The following is a 20,107-nucleotide window of genomic DNA, read 5'->3' as shown; positions in this document are numbered from 1 at the left end:
TACGCCCCGCCTTTTTACCGCCCGCCGCGCTGCCGGTCCCGCCGTCGTCGGCTGGGTCACCCCGCATGCACATGCCTTGTGCGTGCCGTTGGGTACGTGGAGAACGCGTCGCGATCAGTGCGCCGCAAGTGTTTCACGCGGCGCGCGAGGGCTGTGCCGATATGCCAGGTCACGTGTGGGACGGGCCTGCCGGAGCCGTTCGGGGACGGGCCCGTTCAGAAACGCGCCTCCCGCGCGTAGGCCGCCCGCAGCTGCTCGGCGATCCGCAGCGGTGCGGAGGGACGGACGCCGGTGCGCGCGGAGGCGGCGTCTCCCGGCGCCGCAGCGGCCGACGGCACCGGAACCTCGGCAGGCGGGGCATCGGACGGGGCAGCGGACCAGTAGTCGTCCGGTTCGGCATCGTGCTCGGCGTCGGACCGCTCGCCCCACGGCGCCTCGTCGTCCTCCCGCGATGCCACGTCCACGACGGTCGGTGTGTAGCCGGTCCACCCCTCCGGGAGGTCATTCGTCGTGGACGGCTCGGGCAGTTCGACAGCGGGGGTGCGGTCGGTCAGCCGGCGCTTGGCCTGGGCAGCGGTCAGGCCACGGTCGGCGATGACGGCCACCAACCGCTGGGTGACCTGCTCCAGCGTCGGTCGGTCGGCCGGGTCGAGCGCGAGCATCGCGGAGACCAGCGGCACGAGCTCGGACGGCAGGCCACTCAGGTCGGGCGGGGTGGCCGGGTCCTCGATCTTGAGCGCGACCGCCTGCCAACTGGGCCCGGTGTAGGGGTAGTGGCCGGTGGCGGTATACAGCAGGACGGCGCCGAGAGCGTAGACGTCGGCCGGGTGGTCGAGCTGGTGCTCGCCCCGAGCCTGCTCGGGCGGCATGCACAGGACCGAGCCGACGACCACGCCGGTCGCTGTCAGCGTGGAGCGCCGCTCCGCGAGCACGGCCAGACCGAAGTCGATCACCTTGGGGCCGTACGAGGACAGGAGGATGTTCTGCGGCTTGAGGTCACGGTGCAGCAGTCCGGCCTCGTGCACCGTGCCGAGCCCCTCGGCGAGCAGCGCGCCGAGGCTGGCGGTCTCGACGAGCGGCAGCGGCCCGTGCCCGCTCACGTACGTCAGCAGGTCGGGACCGGCGACGAACTCGACCGCCAGCCAGGGCCTGTCCGCGTGGGCGTCCGCCGCGACGAACGACGCGATGAACGGCCCGTACACCGTCTTGAGGCTGTCCACTTCGAGCAGGAAACGCGCCCTGCCGTCCTCATCGAGCACCGACGCCTTGATGACCTTGACGGCGACCTGGAAACCGGCGGCCGACTCACCGAGATAGACCTGGCCCATCCCGCCCGCGCCGAGCCGGCACACCAGGGTGTATCCGCCGATGCTCCGCGGGTCGTCTTCCCTCAGTGGCTCCACGGGCTGTGGGCCTCCCCCTGTGTGGTCCCGGCTGCCTAGCCCCCCGGCCGGACGTCCGCTCCGCCGCCCGGGACACGCACCGGAAGTGTAAGCGAGGGCCGGTGCGAGCCGCGTGGCGCTCACACCGGACGGAGCCCCCGCCCTAGCGCCTCAGGCGGGGTCTCGGTCCTGCCAGCGATCCCGGAACCAGGTGAGTGTCCCAATCAGCAACTCGCGGTTGCCGCTCTCCGCCAGGTGCGCGAGGCGGAAGCTCGGCCGCAGTTCGAGCTTGCCCTCGGAGATGCCGACGTCCTCCAGCGCGTTGAGCCGCGCGACCCTGCGGGAACTGTGCGGGGACGGCCTGGAAGATCCTGTTCAGGTTGTTCGGCGGCACCCGGCAGATCGTCCGGCGCACGAGGAAGCTCTCGACGTCCGAGGTGGGTCCCAGGGTATGGATGGGATCGTCATGGCGTGCCTCGGGAGATGTGCCCCAACTGCAGGGTTGTTCTCTTCACCTACCTGCTGCACGTCGACGACTGATCCGTCATCCCGGAAAGGAGCGTCCAGTGAGATTGACAGCAGAGTCCGTCCGATTCCTGAACGAGGAAGTACGTGCCCCTCGCGGGCTTCCCGAGGTCGACTCGATCGAATTCCAGTCAGAGGCGGGGGACCTGGTCGAGCTGCTCATGGAGGAAGGGGAGGGATGCACCCTTCCTTGCTACGGAGGGAACTACTACGGATGGACCCTGCTCTCGGTCTCCCGAAACGGCTGGACGTCGTCCCCTGATGGGGACGAGTTCATCCACATCGCGGAAAACCAGGACGCTCCCTGCGCGATCGTTCTGCGTCGTGACCGGAGGGTGGGGGTCTCGTGGACCGGCGAATATCTGGACATGTTCGCCGACTTCGCGGAATGCGTGGAGCCGGTGACGCTGTGGTCGACGATGCAGGGGGCCCGAACTCCCGCCCCGCTGAGTCTGAGACCTGCTCCTGAACGCATGACCCGCCAGGCCGGTCCCGAAAGGTGAACGGGCAGCCCTGGCTTCCGGCATGAGGTGACCGGCGAGCTGATGCAGCCGAGAAGCACCCCCACGACGCCCGCCTGCGGCCCCACAGGCACGGCTGCTTTCATGGCTGCGTACGTAGCCGCGCGGTCCTGTTCGAACCGGTATGGACCGGGGTCCGGCGAAGCCCGTCGACCTACGAGAAAAGGCCCCTGACCCGCAATTTCGCTGGAAGGGCCCTGAGCGGCAGACGAATCGGGCTGTGCGCCGGGTTCTGTCCCCGGCGCTCCGGGCGACGGCCATCCACGTACGAGATCAAGCCAGTTCAGACTCATCTGCGTTGCGCCTGCAACGCGAGGTGCGGAAAGATGTTCGACGAACTGTGTGTCACACGTGCCGCATGAGTACGCTGCAGTGATCGCGTAGCGCCACTGCGCAACACGCTTACGGGGGTAGGGGTATGAAGTTCGACATGGGTTCGACGACCCTGTCGGAGCTCGGGAAGAGCACCGTCGGGTCGAGTGAGGATCTGGGCACGCTGATCAAGTGGCTGATCCAAGCGGCGGAGCCGCTGGAGGGGAAGTTCAACGGGGCGGGCAAGGCCGCGTTCGACACCTTCAAGCTGAACGCCGACGAGATCACGGCTGCGCTGAACGGTTCGCTGAGCGCGATCCTGGGCGGCCAGTCCGGCATGGACACCGCGTTCGGGACCGGTGACGTGGAGCTGGAGGACAACGCCCATCAGAACATGGGTGCCGCCAACTTCGACGCGGCTCGCTTCGGCGCGCGCTGACCACTGGGCAGCGCAGGAGCCGCGCTTTCGTCGGCCGTTCGCCGTCGGCCGTTCGCCGTCCGCTGTCCGCTGTCCGCTGTCCGCTGTCCGCTGTCCGCCGTAGCCACCTTCACCGTCACCGTTGTCACCGTTTCCGAGGGGGAATCCGACCATGGGCCAGAATCTGGACCGCCGTTCGTACGACACCGGCGCCTCCGGCGAGGTGCAGATCAGCCTGCACTCTGTCATCGGGCAGTTGGAGCGCGTTCTGACCGACCGCGACCGCGCCGTGAAGGCCGCGATGGCCGACTTCACCGCGGACGGCGTCGCCGACGAGTACCACGGCAAGGAGGCCCGCTGGCACCGTGCCGCCGGTGAGGTCCGCGAGATCATCCGGCTGGTGCGCACGACGATGGAGCAGAACGACGGGACCGCGCAGACGACCTTGGCCAAGGCACGGGCCGCCGTCGACAACATCGGCTGACACCGGGCAGTAACAGGGGGAAGGGAACGGGGGGCTGACACATGCCTGCGTGGGACATCTCGCCGTCCGGGGTTCAGAGTGTGGTCTCGAACGTGAGTGACGTCATGAAGGTCCTGGACGAGATTGTCCAGGCGTACTCGGGTGACGTGCAGGGCGCGGCCACCTCGGCGGGGACCCTCGCTCCGGGTGGGGCGAGCGGTGGACACAAGGGGCAGACCGGGTTGGTGGCCGCAGCGCTCGCGGAGTTCATGGAAGGCACGGCTGACGAGCTGAAGTTCATCGGCGAGCGCGTCGGCAAGTCGGTGGGCGGCGCAGTGGAGGCCACCGTCGCGTACCGGGACGGCGACCTGGAGATGGCCGCGGAAGTGCAGCGGCGGGCGGCCGGCCTGATCAGGCCCGACATGCCGGGCGGTTGGAAGGCCGGCCGCCTGTGATCAAGCCGGAGTCCATTCCGCTGTTCACCGGTGACCTCGGCCGGCTGGAGCAGCACACAGACGCCCTGCGGAAAGAAGCGGACGGCATCCGCCAGGCCGGCGGGGAGGCGCATCGGCAGTTCCAGCGCCTGTCGGCCTTCTACCAGGCGCCGGAGGCGGAGGACCTCTTCGCGTCCACCACGCCCGTGCGCGACACCTCCGACAGGTTCGGCGACAAAGTCGCCACGGTGGCCGACGCGCTGCGGACGTACGCGGCGGAAGTCGCGCCGATCGCGAAGCGGTTGGAGGCACTGCAGAGCCAGGCATCCGCCTTTGTGGCGGGGCTGAAGACCAGCGACGGCGCCTTTGACGAGAACTGGACCGATGACGCGGACAAGGTCTCGGAGCATCAGGCTCTGATGCATGACGTGGCCGTCGCGCAAGCTGCGTTCGCCGCTGCCGAGATCGCCTGCAACAACAAGATCACCGCGCTGGTCGGCGGCACCCAGTACGTGATGAACACCGGGGCCAAGCAGCTCATACCCCGTGGTGCCGAGCTCTACGGCTACAGCGCCGAGGTACTGGACCAGGCGAAGGAACTCCCCTGGGGCACACCGGTCACCCAGTCGCACGACTGGTGGGACCCGGACGACCTCGGCTACTACGCCAAAAGCTTCTTCTGGGACGGCATCATCGTCGACAACGTCTGGGGCACCATCGACGGCCTCGCGACCCTCGTCGGCTTCCACGGCTCCGACAGTGCCGGGCAGGCCTGGGAAGGCTTGGTCCGGGCGGTGGTCGGGGCCGAGACCTACCTCATGGAGTCCGGCGGCCAGAAACCCACCGGGATCTTCGCGTCCGACTTCGCCCAGGAGAGCAAGGGATACGCCAAAGAGTTCGCCAAGGGCTTCGTCGCCTGGGACATGTGGGAAGAGAACCCCTCCCGCGCCGCAGCCACCGTCGTCTTCAACGGACTCACCCTCGGTGTCGGCCCGCTCAAGGCCGCCTCGGCAGGCAAGGCCGGCGCGGCGGCCAAGACCGCTGCCACGGTCGCGAAGGTCGGCGAGGTCATCGACCCGCTCGGCGCCGCGGTCAAGGTGACAGGGCATGCCGTTCCGAGAATCGCCCAGGTGACCGAGAGCCTGCGTGGCATCAACAACGTGCCCGCACTGCGCACCCCGCACAGCGTTCTGGAGTTCTCCGACAACACCGGGCGCTCCGTGCTCGTCCTCAAGGACGGTGAATTCATCGTCCTCAAGGACGGCAAGATCGTCACCGATAGTCCGATGCCGAAACGCACCACCACCGCCCAGGGCACACCGGAGCAGGTGCCTGCGGGGGAACGGGAGCTCGCCGGGGTCAGCGCGTCGTCGCAGGTCCCTGGAGCGACCTCCCACACGGGACACAACCTTCCGCCCCAGGCCGGTGCCCATGCCGACAGCACAAACGGTGCAGCGGGAGACGCTACGCACGAAACGCCCGGTCACTCCGGCGAATCCGGCGGCGGACACACGACCGAGCATGGCGGCGCCGATGGCCGACTCGGCGACACCGGAGACAATGGCTCCGGCGGCCAGAGCCACGGCAACGGACCTGTCGGCAACCATGGCGGGACTGACAGCAATCCTGCTGCTGCACCGCACGGGTCGTCGCCCGTTGGTGATAGTCGGCCCATGCTTCGAGGCGGTGAGGCTGAGCAACGGGTCCGTGACGCGGTCAAGGGCATCCCGGGCAAGAAGAGGCCCAAGCCGAACGTCCTTGACAGAGTGCTGGAAAGGCTCGCCACGGAACCCGACGGGCAACGGATCGCCGAGATCATCGGTTCCGGGCAGTTCAATCTGAGCGACGAGTACGGGCAAGTCGTATCCTCCTTGGGGGCGAACAGAGCGCAAATGTTCCAGCCGGGAGCCGACCAGCTCGTCTTCGCGGATGACCTCGTCAAGAGCGGCGTTCCTGCGCACACCATCGACTTCGAGCAGAAGTACCCACCCGGCGCCGATATGGACATTCGCATCGCCGACGAGTCCGGGGACGTCTACGCGTACCAAATGAAGCATCTCAACGACCCACAGGACCCGGTGAGCGAAATCACGAGGGGCAAGTACTTGCTTCAGCTGGCGAAATCCGAAGCGGACCATCACATCCTCCTCGTGGACGGGGGCCGGGGGACACGCGCGGAGTGGATGTCCAACGGCTCCTACGATGCCCTCATGGACATCCACCATGGTGGACGCGGGCCGAAAGGCGAAGGCATCACGTTCGTCATTCGCCTTGCGGACGGAACCCTCGTCGTCCCGCCAGGAAGCAAGCTCGACCCCAAGGACATGCTGTGATCACGTCTGTACCAATCGGTGACTGGACGTGGGAAGTCACGCCAGGCACCGGCGAGATCCGGACCGTGCGGGCCGCAGAGACCGCACTGGCGGTCTGGTCCGTCCTGGCCGGGCACGAACTGGCGACCCCAGTGGGCAAGGTCAGCGTCTCGGTCCGGTCGCTGAACGACACACGGGATGTGCGTGTCCGGGCCGATGGCCTGGAGCTGGAACCGGAGCCGTTGGCACCTGGAACGCCCCTGTCGCGTGCTGTGACCGAGGCGGATTCTCTCGAAGGAGATTTCGTCGTGGGCATTCGCATCGAATGCCCCGGCTACTGGCTGGAACCAGGAGCCAAACACCGGGCGGAGAAATTGTTCGTCATCCAGGTGGATATCTGGAAGAGCAGTCTGCTCGTGGTGACGCTGGAAACGTACGCCGACGCATGGTTGACGACGGACACTCGCGACCGGGAGCAGCCCGGCGTCTACGCGGAGAACGCACCCCGGCTCACCGCTGCGTTGGGGGGAATCTCAAGCCTGCTGGGCATGGCTCCGACGGCGGGCGATCCGAACCGCCACGCGACGCCCACGGAGACGGGCTTCGAGGATCCGAGGATCGAGGGACCTGCTTACGACGACTCCTGGGGTACGTTCGAGGTCCCGGCACGATCACGTCTGCTCCGGTCCAGAATTCCGGCGTCCGAGGACGAGTACCAGGAGATCACGGACCACCCAGTGCGTTACTTCACGGTCCAACGCGCAGGACAGACCATGGGATATGTCTGGGCCTCAGTGGGGGACGAAGCTGCCGGCTACGAGCCTCGGACCGCTGCCGGAGTGGGAGCATTCGAAGTGGGTGCCGAGTGGCTACTGCGCCTGCGGGCCGCCCGTGGGCAGGGGCTCAGCGCTCTCGAGGCGCTGACTTGGGTAGCGCAGCGCCCACCGCATCCGGAGACCGGACTTGTTCTTGAGGACATCCCTCAAGTAGCACCGTCCTTGGATGCCCTCGAAGAACTCTCAGGCCGGTACTGACCCTCATGGCTCCGCTGGCTTTGTCAGAAGCAAGCGCCCGATGAGGACCAACATCGAGCCGATCGAGATCGTCCGGGTGCTTGCGGGCGCGGAACTCGCCCTGTGCCTCCCCTCGCAGGGCGGTGACGGCACATGACTCGGCGGCCCACCAGAAAGAGCGTGAAACGTCACTTGGACGTGAAGCGAAACGTCCGAACGATGCCGCCCGATGCGGAAGCCGCTGCCGTTCTGCGGGAGTGGGTCGATGAAGAGGACTCCCTTCTTGACGCTTCGGCGCTGGATCTGTCCCGGGCGGACCTGTCAGGTGCGGACCTCGGCATGGCACTTCTGGCCCAGACGGTCCTCCGAAGCGCCACACTCGTCGGCACAGACCTGTACAGGGCCCATCTGGAAGGCGCTGTCCTCGATGAAGCCGACCTCTCCCGCGCGTCGCTGGTCAAGGCTGAACTCGATGATGCCTCCCTGCGTGGTGCCACTCTGGATGAAACAGACCTGGGGAGCACCAGCCTCTACGCAGTCGATGCCCGGTCGGCCCGCTTCCGGGCGGCGAAGCTCCATGGCGCTTCACTGATCGACGTCAGGCTGGAGGGTGCTGATCTCACCAACGCGTCAGTGCGTGAGACGTCCTTGAAGGCGGTGCTCGACGAGCACACCGTCGTACGAGGGCTCTCCGGCACACTCTTCGGCCCGGCGGTCATCGACCATGCCGGCGAGCAATACGAGTTGAGCGGGCCGGACCTTGAGCAGTGGCTGAACAGCCGCGGGGCGACAGTACGCGTTCTCGGCCCACGCTCTGGTGACATCGCCTACTACGCCAAGTTCAGTGAGGGTTACTCTCGCAGCAACCCTCAGGGCATCGTCAGACGCCGCTTGGTGAACGGCGTAGCACACGACGAGGCATTCACCAGAAACCTGCGCTGGGAACCGACCGAGTACTTTCGGCTCTACGCACTGGGGCACAACGAAGACGACCATGTGCAGATCACCGAAGCGGAAGCAGTCGCCTTCATCGAAGGACTCAAGGACGGCAATACATAGTCGGCCCAGCAGACACGGGTCACGACAAACTGAAAGCGAAAGGCGGGCAGCGGGCAGCCGTGGCAGCGCAGGATTACGACAGTCAGCTCCTCGAATCGGTCTCCGTCCGCCGCCGTCGCCTCCGCGACGCCCTCCTCTTCGGTGCCCAGCGGCAGCGGCGGTCGCTCGATGAGCGGGTGGGGAAGATGTTCGCCGGGGTGGTGATCGCGGCGGTGGTGTGTGCCGGGTGTGTGGGGTGGTCGTTCGTGTCGCACAGGGTCATCGGGAAGAGCCCGTACGGCACGTCTGTGCCGTCCTCAGGCCACAACTCCCCCAGCACTGCCGCACCTTCCGCCTCTTCCTCTCGGTGATAGGTTCGAACGCGTGATGTCCACGGGGTCCTTGAGTCGTTCGGCGACCAGCAGCCGTACGGCGCTCAGCCGGGTCACCCTGGTCGGGGAGCGGCGTCGGGTCGATCTCGTGCTGCCTTCGCGGGAGCCCGTCGGGGTTCTGCTGCCGGAGGTCATGCGACTTCTGGACGACCGCGTAGGGGACCGGCCCGAGTTGCGGCATCTGGTCACACCGGACGGCTCCGCGCTCGCGCACGACAGCACCCTGGAGTCGGCGGGCGTGGCCGACGGGGCCGTGTTGCGGCTCGTGCGGGCGGAGGACGCCCCCTCCGCGCCCGTCGTCCATGACGTCACCGACGAAGTCGCCGACGACCTCGGCGTGCGGGCCTGGCGGTGGCAGCCCTCGGCGCGGCGTGTCGTCGCCGGGTGCGCGACCGTCCTGTGGGCCTTGGCCGCGGGGTTCCTGGCCCGCGGCTCCTTCGCCCTGTCCTCGGTCGGCGCCGGGCTTCTCGTCATTGCCGCGGCAGGCGCCCTGGCAGGTGCCCTCCTCGGGCGGGTCCGGCGGCACGCGCTCGCCGCCACCCTGATCGTCACGGCCGCGGCCCTGGCCGTGCTGGGCGCCTGGACCTGCGCCGACGCCTACGACTGGGGCGGCGCAGTGCGGCTGGCGTGTGTCGCGGGTGCCGTGACGCTCGCGCTGCTGCTCGCCGGGTGGTTCACGCCCTTCGGACGTGGGGCGCTGATCGGTGCCGGGGCTGTTGCCGGTTGTCTTGTGGCGTGGGAAGCGGCTCTCGGGCTGCAGGGTGGGGCAGAAAGTGCCGCACAGCAGGCTCGGGTGGGTGCGCTGCTCGCCGTCGTCTCCGTCGTCATCCTCGGGATGCTGCCGCGGCTGGCGCTGATGGCGTCAGGACTGACCGGCCTGGACGACCGTCGCACAGGCGGGGTGTCGGTCAGCCGGTACCGAGTGGGCACGGCACTCGCGGCCACCCACCGCGGGCTGATGCTGGCCACCGTCGTACTCGCGGCCTCCGCGGGTGCGGCCGGCGTGCTCGTCCTGGGCACCGTGTCGGTGTGGAGCGTGCCGCTCGGCATCACCGTCATGGTGGTGCTCGCCCTGCGGGCGCGGGCCTTTCCGCTCACCGCCGAAGTCGTGGTGCTGCTCGCGGCGGCCGCCATGGTCGCGGTGCGGCTCGCCGTGGTGTGGGGTGACCGGGCCTCGGCCGCCTCAGGCCCTGTCGCCGTGCTCGGGCTCCTCGCCGTCGTACCTCTGGTGGTGCTGGCCGTGGAGCCGGCCGAGCATGTGCGGGTGCGGCTGCGGCGCGCCGGTGACCTGCTGGAGTCCGTGGCCGTGATCACCCTGTTCCCGCTGGTGATCGGGGTGTTCGGGGTGTACGGGCGGCTGCTCGGCACCTTCGCGTAGGACAGGGTGACCGGCGTGGCAGGAGGCGGGGACTGGCAGCGCGACGTGCTGCGCGAGCTCACCGACCCGGAGATGAGGGCCGTGCCCGAGTCCCCGGCGGTCCAGGCTCCTGCCTCCGACCTCCCTGACTCCACACCTCCCCCGGCCCCGGCCTCCCGCCGGCCCCACGCCCCTCAAGTCCCGGTCCCGGCCCCCGAATCCCACCCCACCGTCGACCCCCGCCTCGCCATCGCCCTCGGCAACCCGCAGCACGGTGACTCGGCCGCACGACGCGCCGGGGCCTCCCTGCGCCGCCTCACCACCTCCGCCACCCAGGAGGTGACCGAACAGACCCGGTTCGCCGAGGAATTGCAGTATCCCGTCACCACCGGCCGCGTCATCGCCGTCACCTCGATCCGAGGCGGCGTCGGCAAGTCCACCGTCGCCGCACTGCTCGGCCGTACCTTCAACCACTACCGGCACGATCCGGTGCTCACGCTGGAGGCCGACGCGGCCCTCGGCACCCTGCCGGTACGGATGGGCGCGGACACCGTGCGCTGGTGCTGCGCCGACCTGGCCCGGATCCTGACGCCCGCGATGCAGCTCACGGACATCACCGGCTACCTGGTGCCCGTGACGGACGGCGGCTGGCTGCTGCCCGCGAGTCAGGGACGGGTCGGCGCCCCCATGGACATGCGCACCTACCGGACGGTGACGCTGGCCCTGCGCCGGTACTTCGCGGTGACGGTGGTGGACTGCGAGACACTGCCCGGCGAGGTGGCACGTACGGCGATGGACACCGCCCACGCACGCGTCGTCGTCGCTCCGATGACCGCCGAGGGCATCCACGGCACCCGCCAGGTCCTCGACTGGCTGGGTCAGTTGCCGCACTCCGCGCTCGCCACCACCGTGGTCGCCCTCAGCGCGAACTCTCCCGACACCACCCTCGACCCGAAGACGGCCGCCGCGCACCTGCGCGAGCCGGGCGTGCCCGTCGTCCTGCTCCCCTACGACCGTCATCTCGCCCAAGGAGGCCCCATCCACACCGCCATGCTGGGCCGGAGCACCCGGGACGCGGCCGTCCGTCTGGCGGCCGAGGCGATGCAGCGGGCGGTGAGGGTGCGATGACGCAGCAGGTGATCCACCGGCCCGCGCGCAGCACCCGCCCCCTCGATCCTCCGCCGGCCCGCACGATCGAGGCGCCCCCGAACCTCCCGGAGGGCAAGGTCGGCAACGCCGCCACCGCGCTGCTGCCCATGGCCGGTGTCGTCAGCTCGGTCGTGCTGATGACGGTCATCCGTAACAGCCAGTTCGCCGCGATCGGCGCGATCGTGCTGGTCGTCGCCCTGCTCGGAGCCGTGGCACTGTTCTTGTCCCAGCGCGGCAAGGCACAGCGCACCCGACGCGTGCAGCGTGAGCGGTATCTGGAGTACCTGGAGGAACTGCGCGAGGAACTGGGCGCCGCCGAGCGGGAACGGCGGCAGGCGGCCCGCGAGCTGAACCCGCCGCCCGAGGCCCTGTACGACCTCGTCCGGGACCCGGCCAGGCTGTGGGAGCGGCGGCGCCGGGACGCCGACTTCCTCTCGGTGCGGGCCGGCACCGGCGACGCTCCGGCGCATGAGCTGACCATCGCCCAGAACAGCACCGGCGGCGTCCTCACCCCACCGGACCCGTTCATGCTGAACGAAGCTCGCGCCCTGCAGGGCCGCTTCGGCACGGCCACCGACTGCCCGCTCACTGTGCCGCTGGACCGGGCCGGGAACGTCAGCATCATCGGCGACCGGGACGGAGTCCTCAGGGTCGCCCGCGCGCTGTTGCTGCAGACCGCCGTGACCCACGCGCCGGACGACGTCGCCGTCGCCCTCGGTGCGAGCGACGAGCCGGAGTGGACCTGGGCCAAGTGGCTGCCCCACGTTCTCGATCCGCAGACCTACGACGGACCGGTCGCCGCCCGCCGCATCGCGTCCGACCTGGCCGAGCTGGCCCGGCTGTGCGGCCCCGACCTGCGGCGGCGCGCCGCCTATGCGGCCGAGGTGCGCCGCGGACTGTCCGGCAGGACCAAGGACGCGTTGCGGCTGACCTCCCGGATGCTCGTGATCAGCGACTTCTACGGCGACACCGCGGCCGAACTGCCTCGCCCCGACTCGGCGATCGGGCTCCCGGAGATGGGAGTCACCGTGCTGCACCTGCTCCAGCAGCAGGTGCACGAGCCCGATCAGGTCAGCGTGCGCATCACCGTCGACGGCGACCGCGTCACCGTGGACGACCTGCGCGCTCCTGATCTTCCCCCCGCCCACGGCACGGTCGACGCGGTGGCCACCTCCGGCGCCGAGGGCTTCGCCCGCATGCTCGCCCCCCTGCGGCTGTCGGCCGAGTCGGCGGCCGAGGGCACGCCCGTGTCCGGCCCGGTCGACTTCCCATCGCTCCTGGGCATCGACGACCCGGCCGCCCTCGACCTGCGCCGCCTGTGGGCGCCCCGCGGCGAGAGGGACTTCCTGCGCGTCCCCATCGGCGTCACCGACCGCCACGAGCCGGTGCTGCTGGATCTGAAGGAGTCCTCACAGCTCGGCATGGGTCCGCACGGACTGTGCGTGGGCGCCACCGGCTCCGGCAAGAGCGAGCTGCTGCGCACCCTCGTGCTCGCGCTCGCCGCCACACACTCCCCGGAAGATCTGGCCCTCGTCCTGGTCGACTACAAGGGCGGCGCGACGTTCGCCCCCTTCGCCGAACTCCCACACGTGGCGGGCGTGATCACCAACCTGGAGAACCAGGCAGGCCTTGTAGAACGCGTCCATTCCAGCCTGGCCGGCGAGGTCAAGCGCCGTCAGCAGGTCCTCAAGGACGCCGGGAACATCGCCGACATCGGCCACTACGCCGCCCTGCACGCCACGGCCCGCCCCGACCTGGAACCCCTCCCCCATCTCTTCGTCGTCATCGACGAGTTCGGCGAACTCATCACCGCCAAGCCGGACTTCATCGACCTGTTCCTGTCCATCGGCCGCATCGGCCGCTCCATCGGCGTCCATCTGCTGCTGTCGAGCCAGCGCATCGAGGGCGGGAAACTGAAGGGTCTGGACACCTACCTCTCCTACCGGCTCGGCCTGCGCACCTTCTCCGCCGACGAGTCCCGCACCGTCCTCGACACCACCGACGCCTTCCACCTCCCGCCCCTGCCGGGCTTCGGCTACCTCAAGGTCGACACCTCCACCTACCAGCGCTTCAAGGCCGGATACGTCTCCCGGGCCTACCAGGGACCGGCGCGGCGCGACCAACACGACGCCGAGCCGCTCGCCCGCCCCTATCCGGCGTACAACACCCCTCAGGAGACCGAGGCGGTGGAGGAGCCCCTCGCCACCCAGCGGGAGACCGGCCCGACCGTCCTTTCCGTCATGGTCGGCCAACTCGCCACGGCAGCACCGCCGGTACGACGCATCTGGCTGCCCCCACTGCCCGACGTCACCACCCTCGACACGGCCGCAGGCCCCCTCCGAGCCGACGCAGACGGTGTGCGTCTCACCGGCGCGAGCGGCCCGATGAGCGTCCCGCTCGGCGTCCTGGACGACCCGGCCCGGCAGTGGCAGCAGCCGTGGCGGCTGGACCTCACCGTCGCCGGCGGGCACGTGGCCGTCATCGGCGGCCCGCAGTCCGGCAAGACCACGCTCCTGCGCACCCTCGCCCTCTCCCTGTCCCTCACCCACACTCCGCACGACGTCGCCGTGTACGGCCTCGATCTGTCCGGCGGCGGCCTGTCCGCCCTCGCCGGACTGCCGCACGTGGGCGGCGTCGCCTCCCGCGCCGACCACGAGCGCGCCGCCCGCACGGTCGCCGAGGTGCGCGGCATGCTGGCAGCCCGCGAGGCACTGTTCCGCGAGCACGGCATCGACTCCGTCGGCCAACTGCGTCACCTGCGCTCCGAGGGACGGCTGCCCGGCCTGGCCGCCACCGACATCGTGCTGATCATCGACGGCTTCGGTGCGTTGCGCGAGGAGTTCGCCGACCTCGACGACGCGGTGGCCGACCTGCTCAAGCGCGGCGGCGGCTACGGCATTCACGTCGTCGCCGGCATGCTGCGCTGGAACGACGTCCGCATCGCCACCCAGTCGATGTTCGGCACCCGCGTCGAGCTGCGCCTGAACGATCCGGCCGACTCCTCCATCGACCGCAAACTGTCCGAGACCCTCGCCCCGGACACCCCCGGCCGCGTCCTGACCGACGGCAAGCTGTTCGCGCAGGTCGCGCTGCCCCGCATCGACAACCGGCCGGAGACCGGTGACCTGGGCCCGGCTCTCGAGCGTGCCGCCCGCACGATCCGCGCGTCCTGGCACGGTGAACTCGCCCCGCCCGTACGCGTACTGCCCACCCGCCTGCCCGTGGCCAAGTTGCCGTCACCGGCCACCGAACCGGCGACGATTCCCGTGGGCGTCGACCAGGAGAGCCTCGCGCCGGTCCTGCTCGACCTGTTCGGCATGGACCAGCACCTGTTGATCCTCGGCGACAACGAATGCGGCAAGACCAACCTGCTCAAGCTCATCGCCACCCAACTCGTCGAGCGCTACGGCGACAAGGAACTCGTCTTCGGCGTCTACGACCCCCGCCGCGGCCTGCGCGGCGTGGTCCCGGAGCCCTACCGCGGCGGCTACGCCCACAACGCCAAGCTCGCGAACGCACTGTCGACGGGCATCTCCACCGAGCTGGAGAAACGCCTGCCGGAGACGGCGGACCCCGACGCTCCCGAGACCGGCGAACCCGCCTTCACCGGGCCGCGCATCGTGATCCTCGTCGACGACTACGACGTCCTCACCACGGCCGGCCAGCAGCCCCTGGCGCCCTTCCTGCCCTACGTCTCCTCCGCGCAGGACATCGGTCTGCACTTCGTCATCGCCCGCCGCGCCGCCGGATCCTCCCGCGCGCTTTACGAACCCCTCCTCACCACCCTGCGCGAAACCGGCACCACCGCCCTCGTCATGACCGGCGACCGCAGCGAAGGACAGCTCTTCCCCGGCCTGTACGCGTCCCAGCAACCGCCCGGCCGGGGCACACTCGTGCGCCGCGGACGCCCCCACCAGCTCATCCAGACCGCCCTCGCAGACGAAGAAGGCCCGTGACCAAGGACGTCATCGCCCTCACCCCCGAGATGCCGGACCTGCCCACCCTGCTCGCGGGCCTGTACGCCGGCGGCCCCGACCTCGGCGTGAACACCACGGCCGACGGCGCAGTCGTGCAGCTCTGCGCCCGCGACGGCCGCCCCCTGGTCTCGGTCGAGGCGCCCATCCTCGTCCAGGTCCCCGGCGAGACCACTCGCCTGCTGGACCACGCGGTCGCGGACGGGCCGGTGTGGTGGACCGAGGCCCGCGCCTCGACCGCCGTCGCCGAGGCGGCTCGCCTCGCGGGCTCCTTCGCCGGCCGCCTGGCCACCGCGCTGGGCGGGACGGTATGGCCGCCGGAGGCCGCCACCACCGACGTCGTCCCCCTCACCAGCGACGTCTCCGCGGCCCCGGCCACCGGCAGCCCTGCCGTGGATGTCCTCACGGCCACCACCGCCGTGGTCATCCAGGACCGTCCCCTGATCGCCATGACCAGCTGGCTCTCCGACGCCCTGCGCAGCGCCGCCGGCGCCGAGCGCGCCCTCCAGATCGTCACCCCGCCCACAGCACGCCTCACCCTCCCCACTCGCACGGCGCTACGCGGCCTGCCCAACCGCTGGGTCGTCCAAGACCCCGACCACGGCTACTACGACGGCCTGTCCGGCGCCGTACTCCACTGGAAGAACGGCACCTTCACCCCCGTACACGACGAGCAGGGCGCCACCAGGGCCGCCGAGGCCTTCACACCCGCCCCCGACACCGGGGACCGCCAGCTGATCCTCACCCTGCGCACCCGCCACCCCGCCGGCGAGAACCTGGTCCTCGGCCACGCCCTCGAAACCGCGTTCCGTCACCTGACCGGCGCACCACCCGCGGGCTGGAGCACCGCCGAACCGGTCAACCTCCCATGGTCCACGCGCCAGTTGACCGACCTGGCCCGTACCCGTGCGCCCCGGCCCAGCTGGCTCGTCGCCGTCGGGCACCCCACCCGGCCCGCTCTCGCCACCGTCCGTGTGCTCCGCACACCGGGGGGAGTCGAGGAGGACATCACCCTCGCGCTCGGCTACGGCAGTGACGAGACACCACCCCTGGACGCCATCGAGGAACTCGCGACCGTGCTCGACACCGAGCACGGTCTCTTCACCCTGCTCACGACCGTCCGTGCGGCCCGCCGCGACCTCACCGTCCCGCCGTCCCTCGAAGCCCCGCCCGTTCCCGTCGCATTCACGCTCGGCAGTGCGGAAGCTGAGGCTATCGGTCAGGCCCGTGCCGGGCATCCGCCCCTCGGCCTCATGCCCACGCGCCTCGGTCTCGCAGGCAAGCCCTCCCTTCACTACCCCCTGGGCGACGGAACCGACCCCGACGCCTGGAGCACGTTCCAGCACCTCATCCGCCACCTGTTCATCCCCCGGCAGACTCAACGGAACTGATCGCCAGGCTCCTCTCCAGCGGAGAGTCAGGTGAGGGCGGGATGTACCCCGACACACAAGAGGTCCTTACGACTTCGGACTGCCGGATTGAGTGCCCCCACTCTCCTGCTCAGGAATCAGTGTCGGGGCCGCTACCGGAGTACACGTCGAAGCATACGGCTCGAACGGTTTCCAGTTCACTCAGCACAGAAGCACCGGAATCACCGAACCGGGAAATGCCGCATTCATACCCAACCAGAAAAGGGGTGGCTGACGAGAGCAGTGAAACGAAGCTAACTCCCGCCAACCTGACTCACTTGACACATAGGAACAGGACCCAGCCGTGACCAACGCCCTCACGCGTCTGCTTGAGATCGCGCCAGCGCCGAGCGAGCCCCGCCAGAAGGACTGGGACGAGGTCGAGCGCAGCCTTGAGGTCGAACTGCCCGCCGACTACAAGGAGTTCATCCACATCTACGGAGGATGCAACTGGGACGACTACCTGTACGTCCTGGAGCCTGGCTGCCCAAATGAGAACTACGACCTCATCGAATGGGCAGAGAACCAGGCCGAAGACCTGGAAGACCTGTGGGAGTTCGAAAAGAAGCCCGCGGAACTGGAAGTCGAGGGATCCAGAGTCATCCCATGGGCGACCACGGACAACGGAGAATGCCTCTATTGGCTTGTTCGGCCTGGCCGCGAGCCGGACCAGTGGACTGTCATGGTGAACGAGGCGCGCGGCGACCGCTGGGAGCATTTCCCCGTATCCTGCACGCAATTCCTCGCCTCTTCCCTCGACCGAGAGCTGCATTCGAGCATCCTCTCGTCCATGTTCCCCCGCGCATCACATGAATTCCGACAGCTGCGTGCGGTATGACGAAGCGGCGCGCAAGTGAAGCTGACAAACGCGCTGGGGGCTGACGGACAAGGAGTATTCCTCCGGGCGAGCATGCCGTCCGTCTGGCACGCGAGACTGGCAACGACGGCCGTTAAGCCCGTACTCGACAGTCAGCCCAGGCCGCGCAAGCCGCCGGGCCAAGACCGCCCCGATGCCTGCGGCTCCAGCACCATGCTCCCCGACGGGGCGGCTCTCGCGAGCGCCCAGCCCAGAAGCCTCGCGTTCCCCTCCGCTCCAGGGACTCTTCAGAGACTTTCAGCTCTGTCCGAGGGACTTCCGGGGGACTTCGTGCCGCCTGACCCGGCAAGCTCCTGAAAGATCAGAAAGAACCTCCGTCGCAGAACGGAGGTCCTCTCCAAGGCGAAGCCGCAGGTGGCGGCAGACGAGTCGGGCTGTACGCCGGGTTCTGTACCCCGGGACCTCGCGGTCGTCGGGGCGACGGCCATCCATCTAGGGCCGGCGTTGCCACCGGCCTCGTGCGGTCTACCCGCGGACTCGGGCGGGCAGCCCTCGATCGTCCGCGCAGGGTCACCTCCGAAAAGGCGGCCCCTCTTGACCTTGCTCCGGGTGGGGTTTACCTAGCTGCCCAGGTCACCCTGGGCACTGGTGGTCTCTTACACCACCGTTTCACCCTTACCGAGGACCGAGGTCCCCGGCGGTCTGCTTTCTGTGGCACTGTCCCGCGGGTCACCCCGGGTGGCCGTTAGCCACCACCCTGCCCTGTGGAGCCCGGACGTTCCTCGGGAAGCTCCCCGTCAGGGGGACTCCACGCGGCCGTCCGCCCGGCTCGTCTGCCGTGTCGACCATGGTACCCGCCGGATGTCCCGCTTCGACGCCGCGGCCGTGGCCAGCACCGAGCCCGCCAGGATCAGGGCGAAGGCGACACCGATGCCGAGGGTCAGCTCCTCGTCCAGGAGCAGCGCGCCCGCGGCGACCGCTACCGCCGGGTTGACGTACGTGATCACGCCGGCCCGGGTCGGGCCGACCTCCTTGATCAGCTCCAGGAAGGCCACGAACGCGATCGCGGTGCAGATCACGCCCAGGCCGGCGAGGGCGGCCAGGACCTCGCCCGACGGCATGGTGGCGGGCCTGGTCAGGAACGCCGCGGGGGCGTAGACGACGGCGGCCAGCGTGAGGCAGGGGGTGATCAGCTGGAGGGTCGGGACGTCCTTGAGGTACCGGGCGGCGATCAGGGGGGCCGTGGCGTAGCCGACGACCGTCACCAGCACCTCGGCCATCGAAAGTGCGTCACCGCCGGTGAGATGCGGCAGAGTGAGGACCGTGACGCCCGCGAGGCCGAGGGCCAGGCCCGCGATGCGGCGGCTCCCCACCCGCTCCCCCGCGCCGAAGAACCGCGCCAGGAGGAGGGCGACGATCGGCACGCCCGCGATGAGGAGTCCGGCGGTGGAGCTGGACAGGTGGCGTTCGGCGTCGGTCAGGGTCCACCAGGGGCCGACGATCTCGATGACGGCGAAGGCCAGCATCGGCTTCCAGTGCGCCCGCACGGTAGGGCCGAAGCCGCCCTGGCGCAGGGCGAAGGGGAGCAGGAGTGCGGCGCCGAGGGCGCAGCGCGCGAACACCACCATGGACGGGGACAGCTCGTCCACCGCCACCTTGATCATCAGGTAGGGGACGCCCCAGATCAGTCCCATCAGGGAGAACAGGAACCAGCCGCGTGCAGTCATGCGGTGAGTCTCGGGCGTCTCACCCCCGGGTGTCTTGAACGCTGTTGCGGTACGCCGCCGGGGTCACTCCCAGCACCCGCCGGAACCAGCGGGTGAGGTGCGCCTGGTCGGCGAAGCCGACGAGGCCCGCGACCTCGGCGGGGCGCAGTCCGGTGTCCAGGAGGGCGCGGGCCCTGGCCACCCGGTGCTGGGCGAGCCAGGCGTAGGGCGGTACGCCCATCGTCGTGCGGAAGGCGCGCAGGAGCTGGTAGCGGGACAGGCCCAGTTCGGTGGCGAGGGCGGCCAGGGAAGGGGGTTCCAGCACTTCGTCGGCGAGGCGGTCGCGTACGGACCTGGCGATGTGGTCGGCGCCGGGCACCGTGTCGCTCGCCGACCGGGCCGTGGAGTGGCGGCGGGCCAGGGCCGTGAGCAGCCACGGCAGCCGGGACTCGGCCTCCAGGGGGTCGGGGCAGGCGCTGATGTCGGTGTGGGCGGCGCGCAGGGCTGACGCCAGCTCCGGGTCGTGCAGGACGGGGTCGCGGAAGTGCGGGAGGCCGCCGCCGAGAGTGCCGTCCGTGAGGAGGGCCGGTTCCGCGTAGAGGGCCTGGTAGGCGTAGCCGTCGGCCGCTGCCGGGCCGCCGGTGTGCATCTCGCCGGGTTCCAGGACGACGATCGAGCCGGGGTAGGAGTGGATGTGCCCGCCCCGGTAGGCGATGACCTCCGAGCCGCCGACGGTGACGCCGACGGTGAACTCGGTGTGGGCGTGGGGCGCGTAGACGTGGCTGTCGAAGTGGGCGGTGAGGAGGTCGAGGGGCGGGCCGGACCGGCCGAGTCGTGCCCTGGTCCATCTCGCCTGTTCCCGTGTCCCCATGTCGCCCACCCCCG

15 protein-coding genes, 1 other RNA gene and 1 pseudogene are annotated in these 20,107 nt (G+C 69.7%); 13 read left to right on the top strand and 4 right to left on the bottom strand.

Annotated elements, in window-relative coordinates:
- Positions 1-215: 215 nt before the first annotated feature.
- Positions 216-1,403, bottom strand: coding sequence for a protein kinase (locus ACFY9S_RS04005; protein WP_391122492.1), 1,188 nt, complete (start codon positions 1,401-1,403; stop codon positions 216-218).
- A gap of 551 nt (positions 1,404-1,954) precedes the next feature.
- Between ACFY9S_RS04005 and ACFY9S_RS04000 the strand changes: the two genes are divergently transcribed.
- The 13 genes from ACFY9S_RS04000 (at position 1,955) to ACFY9S_RS03940 (ending at position 17,537) form a co-directional block, all read left to right on the top strand.
- Positions 1,955-2,410 carry a hypothetical protein gene (locus tag ACFY9S_RS04000; RefSeq protein ID WP_391122489.1) on the top strand — a complete coding sequence of 152 codons (456 nt, stop codon included), beginning with the start codon at positions 1,955-1,957 and terminating at the stop codon, positions 2,408-2,410.
- Between the two features lie 436 nt (positions 2,411-2,846).
- Entirely contained in the window at positions 2,847-3,179 is a 333-nt protein-coding gene (locus ACFY9S_RS03995; protein ID WP_142164291.1) for a hypothetical protein, read from the top strand.
- 151 nt (positions 3,180-3,330) lie between these two features.
- Positions 3,331-3,642 carry a pore-forming ESAT-6 family protein gene (locus ACFY9S_RS03990; protein WP_391122485.1) on the top strand — a complete coding sequence of 104 codons (312 nt, stop codon included), beginning with the start codon at positions 3,331-3,333 and terminating at the stop codon, positions 3,640-3,642.
- A 41-nt stretch (positions 3,643-3,683) separates the two neighbouring features.
- Positions 3,684-4,076 carry a DUF6507 family protein gene (locus tag ACFY9S_RS03985; protein WP_391122482.1) on the top strand — a complete coding sequence of 131 codons (393 nt, stop codon included), beginning with the start codon at positions 3,684-3,686 and terminating at the stop codon, positions 4,074-4,076.
- Positions 4,073-6,388 (top strand): hypothetical protein, encoded by a 2,316-nt coding sequence (locus ACFY9S_RS03980; protein WP_391122479.1) that lies wholly within the window; start codon positions 4,073-4,075, stop codon positions 6,386-6,388. The genes ACFY9S_RS03985 and ACFY9S_RS03980 overlap by 4 nt, the downstream gene beginning before the upstream one ends.
- Entirely contained in the window at positions 6,385-7,401 is a 1,017-nt protein-coding gene (locus tag ACFY9S_RS03975; RefSeq protein WP_391122476.1) for a hypothetical protein, read from the top strand. The genes ACFY9S_RS03980 and ACFY9S_RS03975 overlap by 4 nt, the downstream gene beginning before the upstream one ends.
- A gap of 198 nt (positions 7,402-7,599) precedes the next feature.
- A complete protein-coding gene (locus ACFY9S_RS03970; RefSeq protein ID WP_391122473.1) occupies positions 7,600-8,439 on the top strand; it encodes a pentapeptide repeat-containing protein in 840 nt (279 codons plus the stop codon).
- A gap of 59 nt (positions 8,440-8,498) precedes the next feature.
- Positions 8,499-8,789 (top strand): hypothetical protein, encoded by a 291-nt coding sequence (locus ACFY9S_RS03965; protein ID WP_391122470.1) that lies wholly within the window; start codon positions 8,499-8,501, stop codon positions 8,787-8,789.
- A 16-nt stretch (positions 8,790-8,805) separates the two neighbouring features.
- The gene (eccD, locus tag ACFY9S_RS03960; protein ID WP_391122467.1) at positions 8,806-10,188 is read left to right on the top strand and encodes a type VII secretion integral membrane protein EccD; all 1,383 of its coding nucleotides are present in this window, start codon (positions 8,806-8,808) and stop codon (positions 10,186-10,188) included.
- A gap of 72 nt (positions 10,189-10,260) precedes the next feature.
- A complete protein-coding gene (locus ACFY9S_RS03955) occupies positions 10,261-11,295 on the top strand; it encodes a type VII secretion protein (protein WP_391122966.1) in 1,035 nt (344 codons plus the stop codon).
- Positions 11,292-15,272, top strand: coding sequence for a type VII secretion protein EccCa (gene eccCa, locus ACFY9S_RS03950; protein WP_391122464.1), 3,981 nt, complete (start codon positions 11,292-11,294; stop codon positions 15,270-15,272). Before ACFY9S_RS03955 ends, eccCa begins: the two co-directional genes overlap by 4 nt.
- Positions 15,269-16,681: a DUF6177 family protein gene (locus ACFY9S_RS03945; RefSeq protein WP_391122461.1), complete on the top strand. Its 1,413-nt coding sequence runs from the start codon at positions 15,269-15,271 to the stop codon at positions 16,679-16,681. The genes eccCa and ACFY9S_RS03945 overlap by 4 nt, the downstream gene beginning before the upstream one ends.
- Positions 16,682-17,003: 322 nt before the next feature.
- Positions 17,004-17,537: an SMI1/KNR4 family protein gene (locus ACFY9S_RS03940; protein ID WP_391122458.1), complete on the top strand. Its 534-nt coding sequence runs from the start codon at positions 17,004-17,006 to the stop codon at positions 17,535-17,537.
- A gap of 400 nt (positions 17,538-17,937) precedes the next feature.
- Here ACFY9S_RS03940 and rnpB read toward each other — a convergent pair.
- From rnpB to ACFY9S_RS03925, 3 genes and pseudogenes are all read right to left on the bottom strand, one after another.
- Positions 17,938-18,348, bottom strand: an RNA gene (gene rnpB, locus ACFY9S_RS03935) — RNase P RNA component class A.
- Between the two features lie 115 nt (positions 18,349-18,463).
- Positions 18,464-19,180, bottom strand: a pseudogene (locus ACFY9S_RS03930) (DMT family transporter); the annotation flags it as partial.
- Positions 19,181-19,262: 82 nt separating this feature from the next.
- Complete coding sequence (locus tag ACFY9S_RS03925; protein WP_391122455.1) at positions 19,263-20,093, bottom strand: AraC family ligand binding domain-containing protein; 831 nt, start codon at positions 20,091-20,093, stop codon at positions 19,263-19,265.
- Between the last annotated feature and the right edge of the window lie 14 nt (positions 20,094-20,107).

Origin of the sequence: Streptomyces sp. NPDC012474, from assembly GCF_042955185.1 — a bacterium.
Classification (GTDB): Bacteria; Actinomycetota; Actinomycetes; order Streptomycetales; family Streptomycetaceae; genus Streptomyces; species Streptomyces cahuitamycinicus.
The sequence above is the reverse complement of the archived record's forward strand: the minus strand, read 5'-3'. Positions and strand labels throughout refer to the sequence as shown.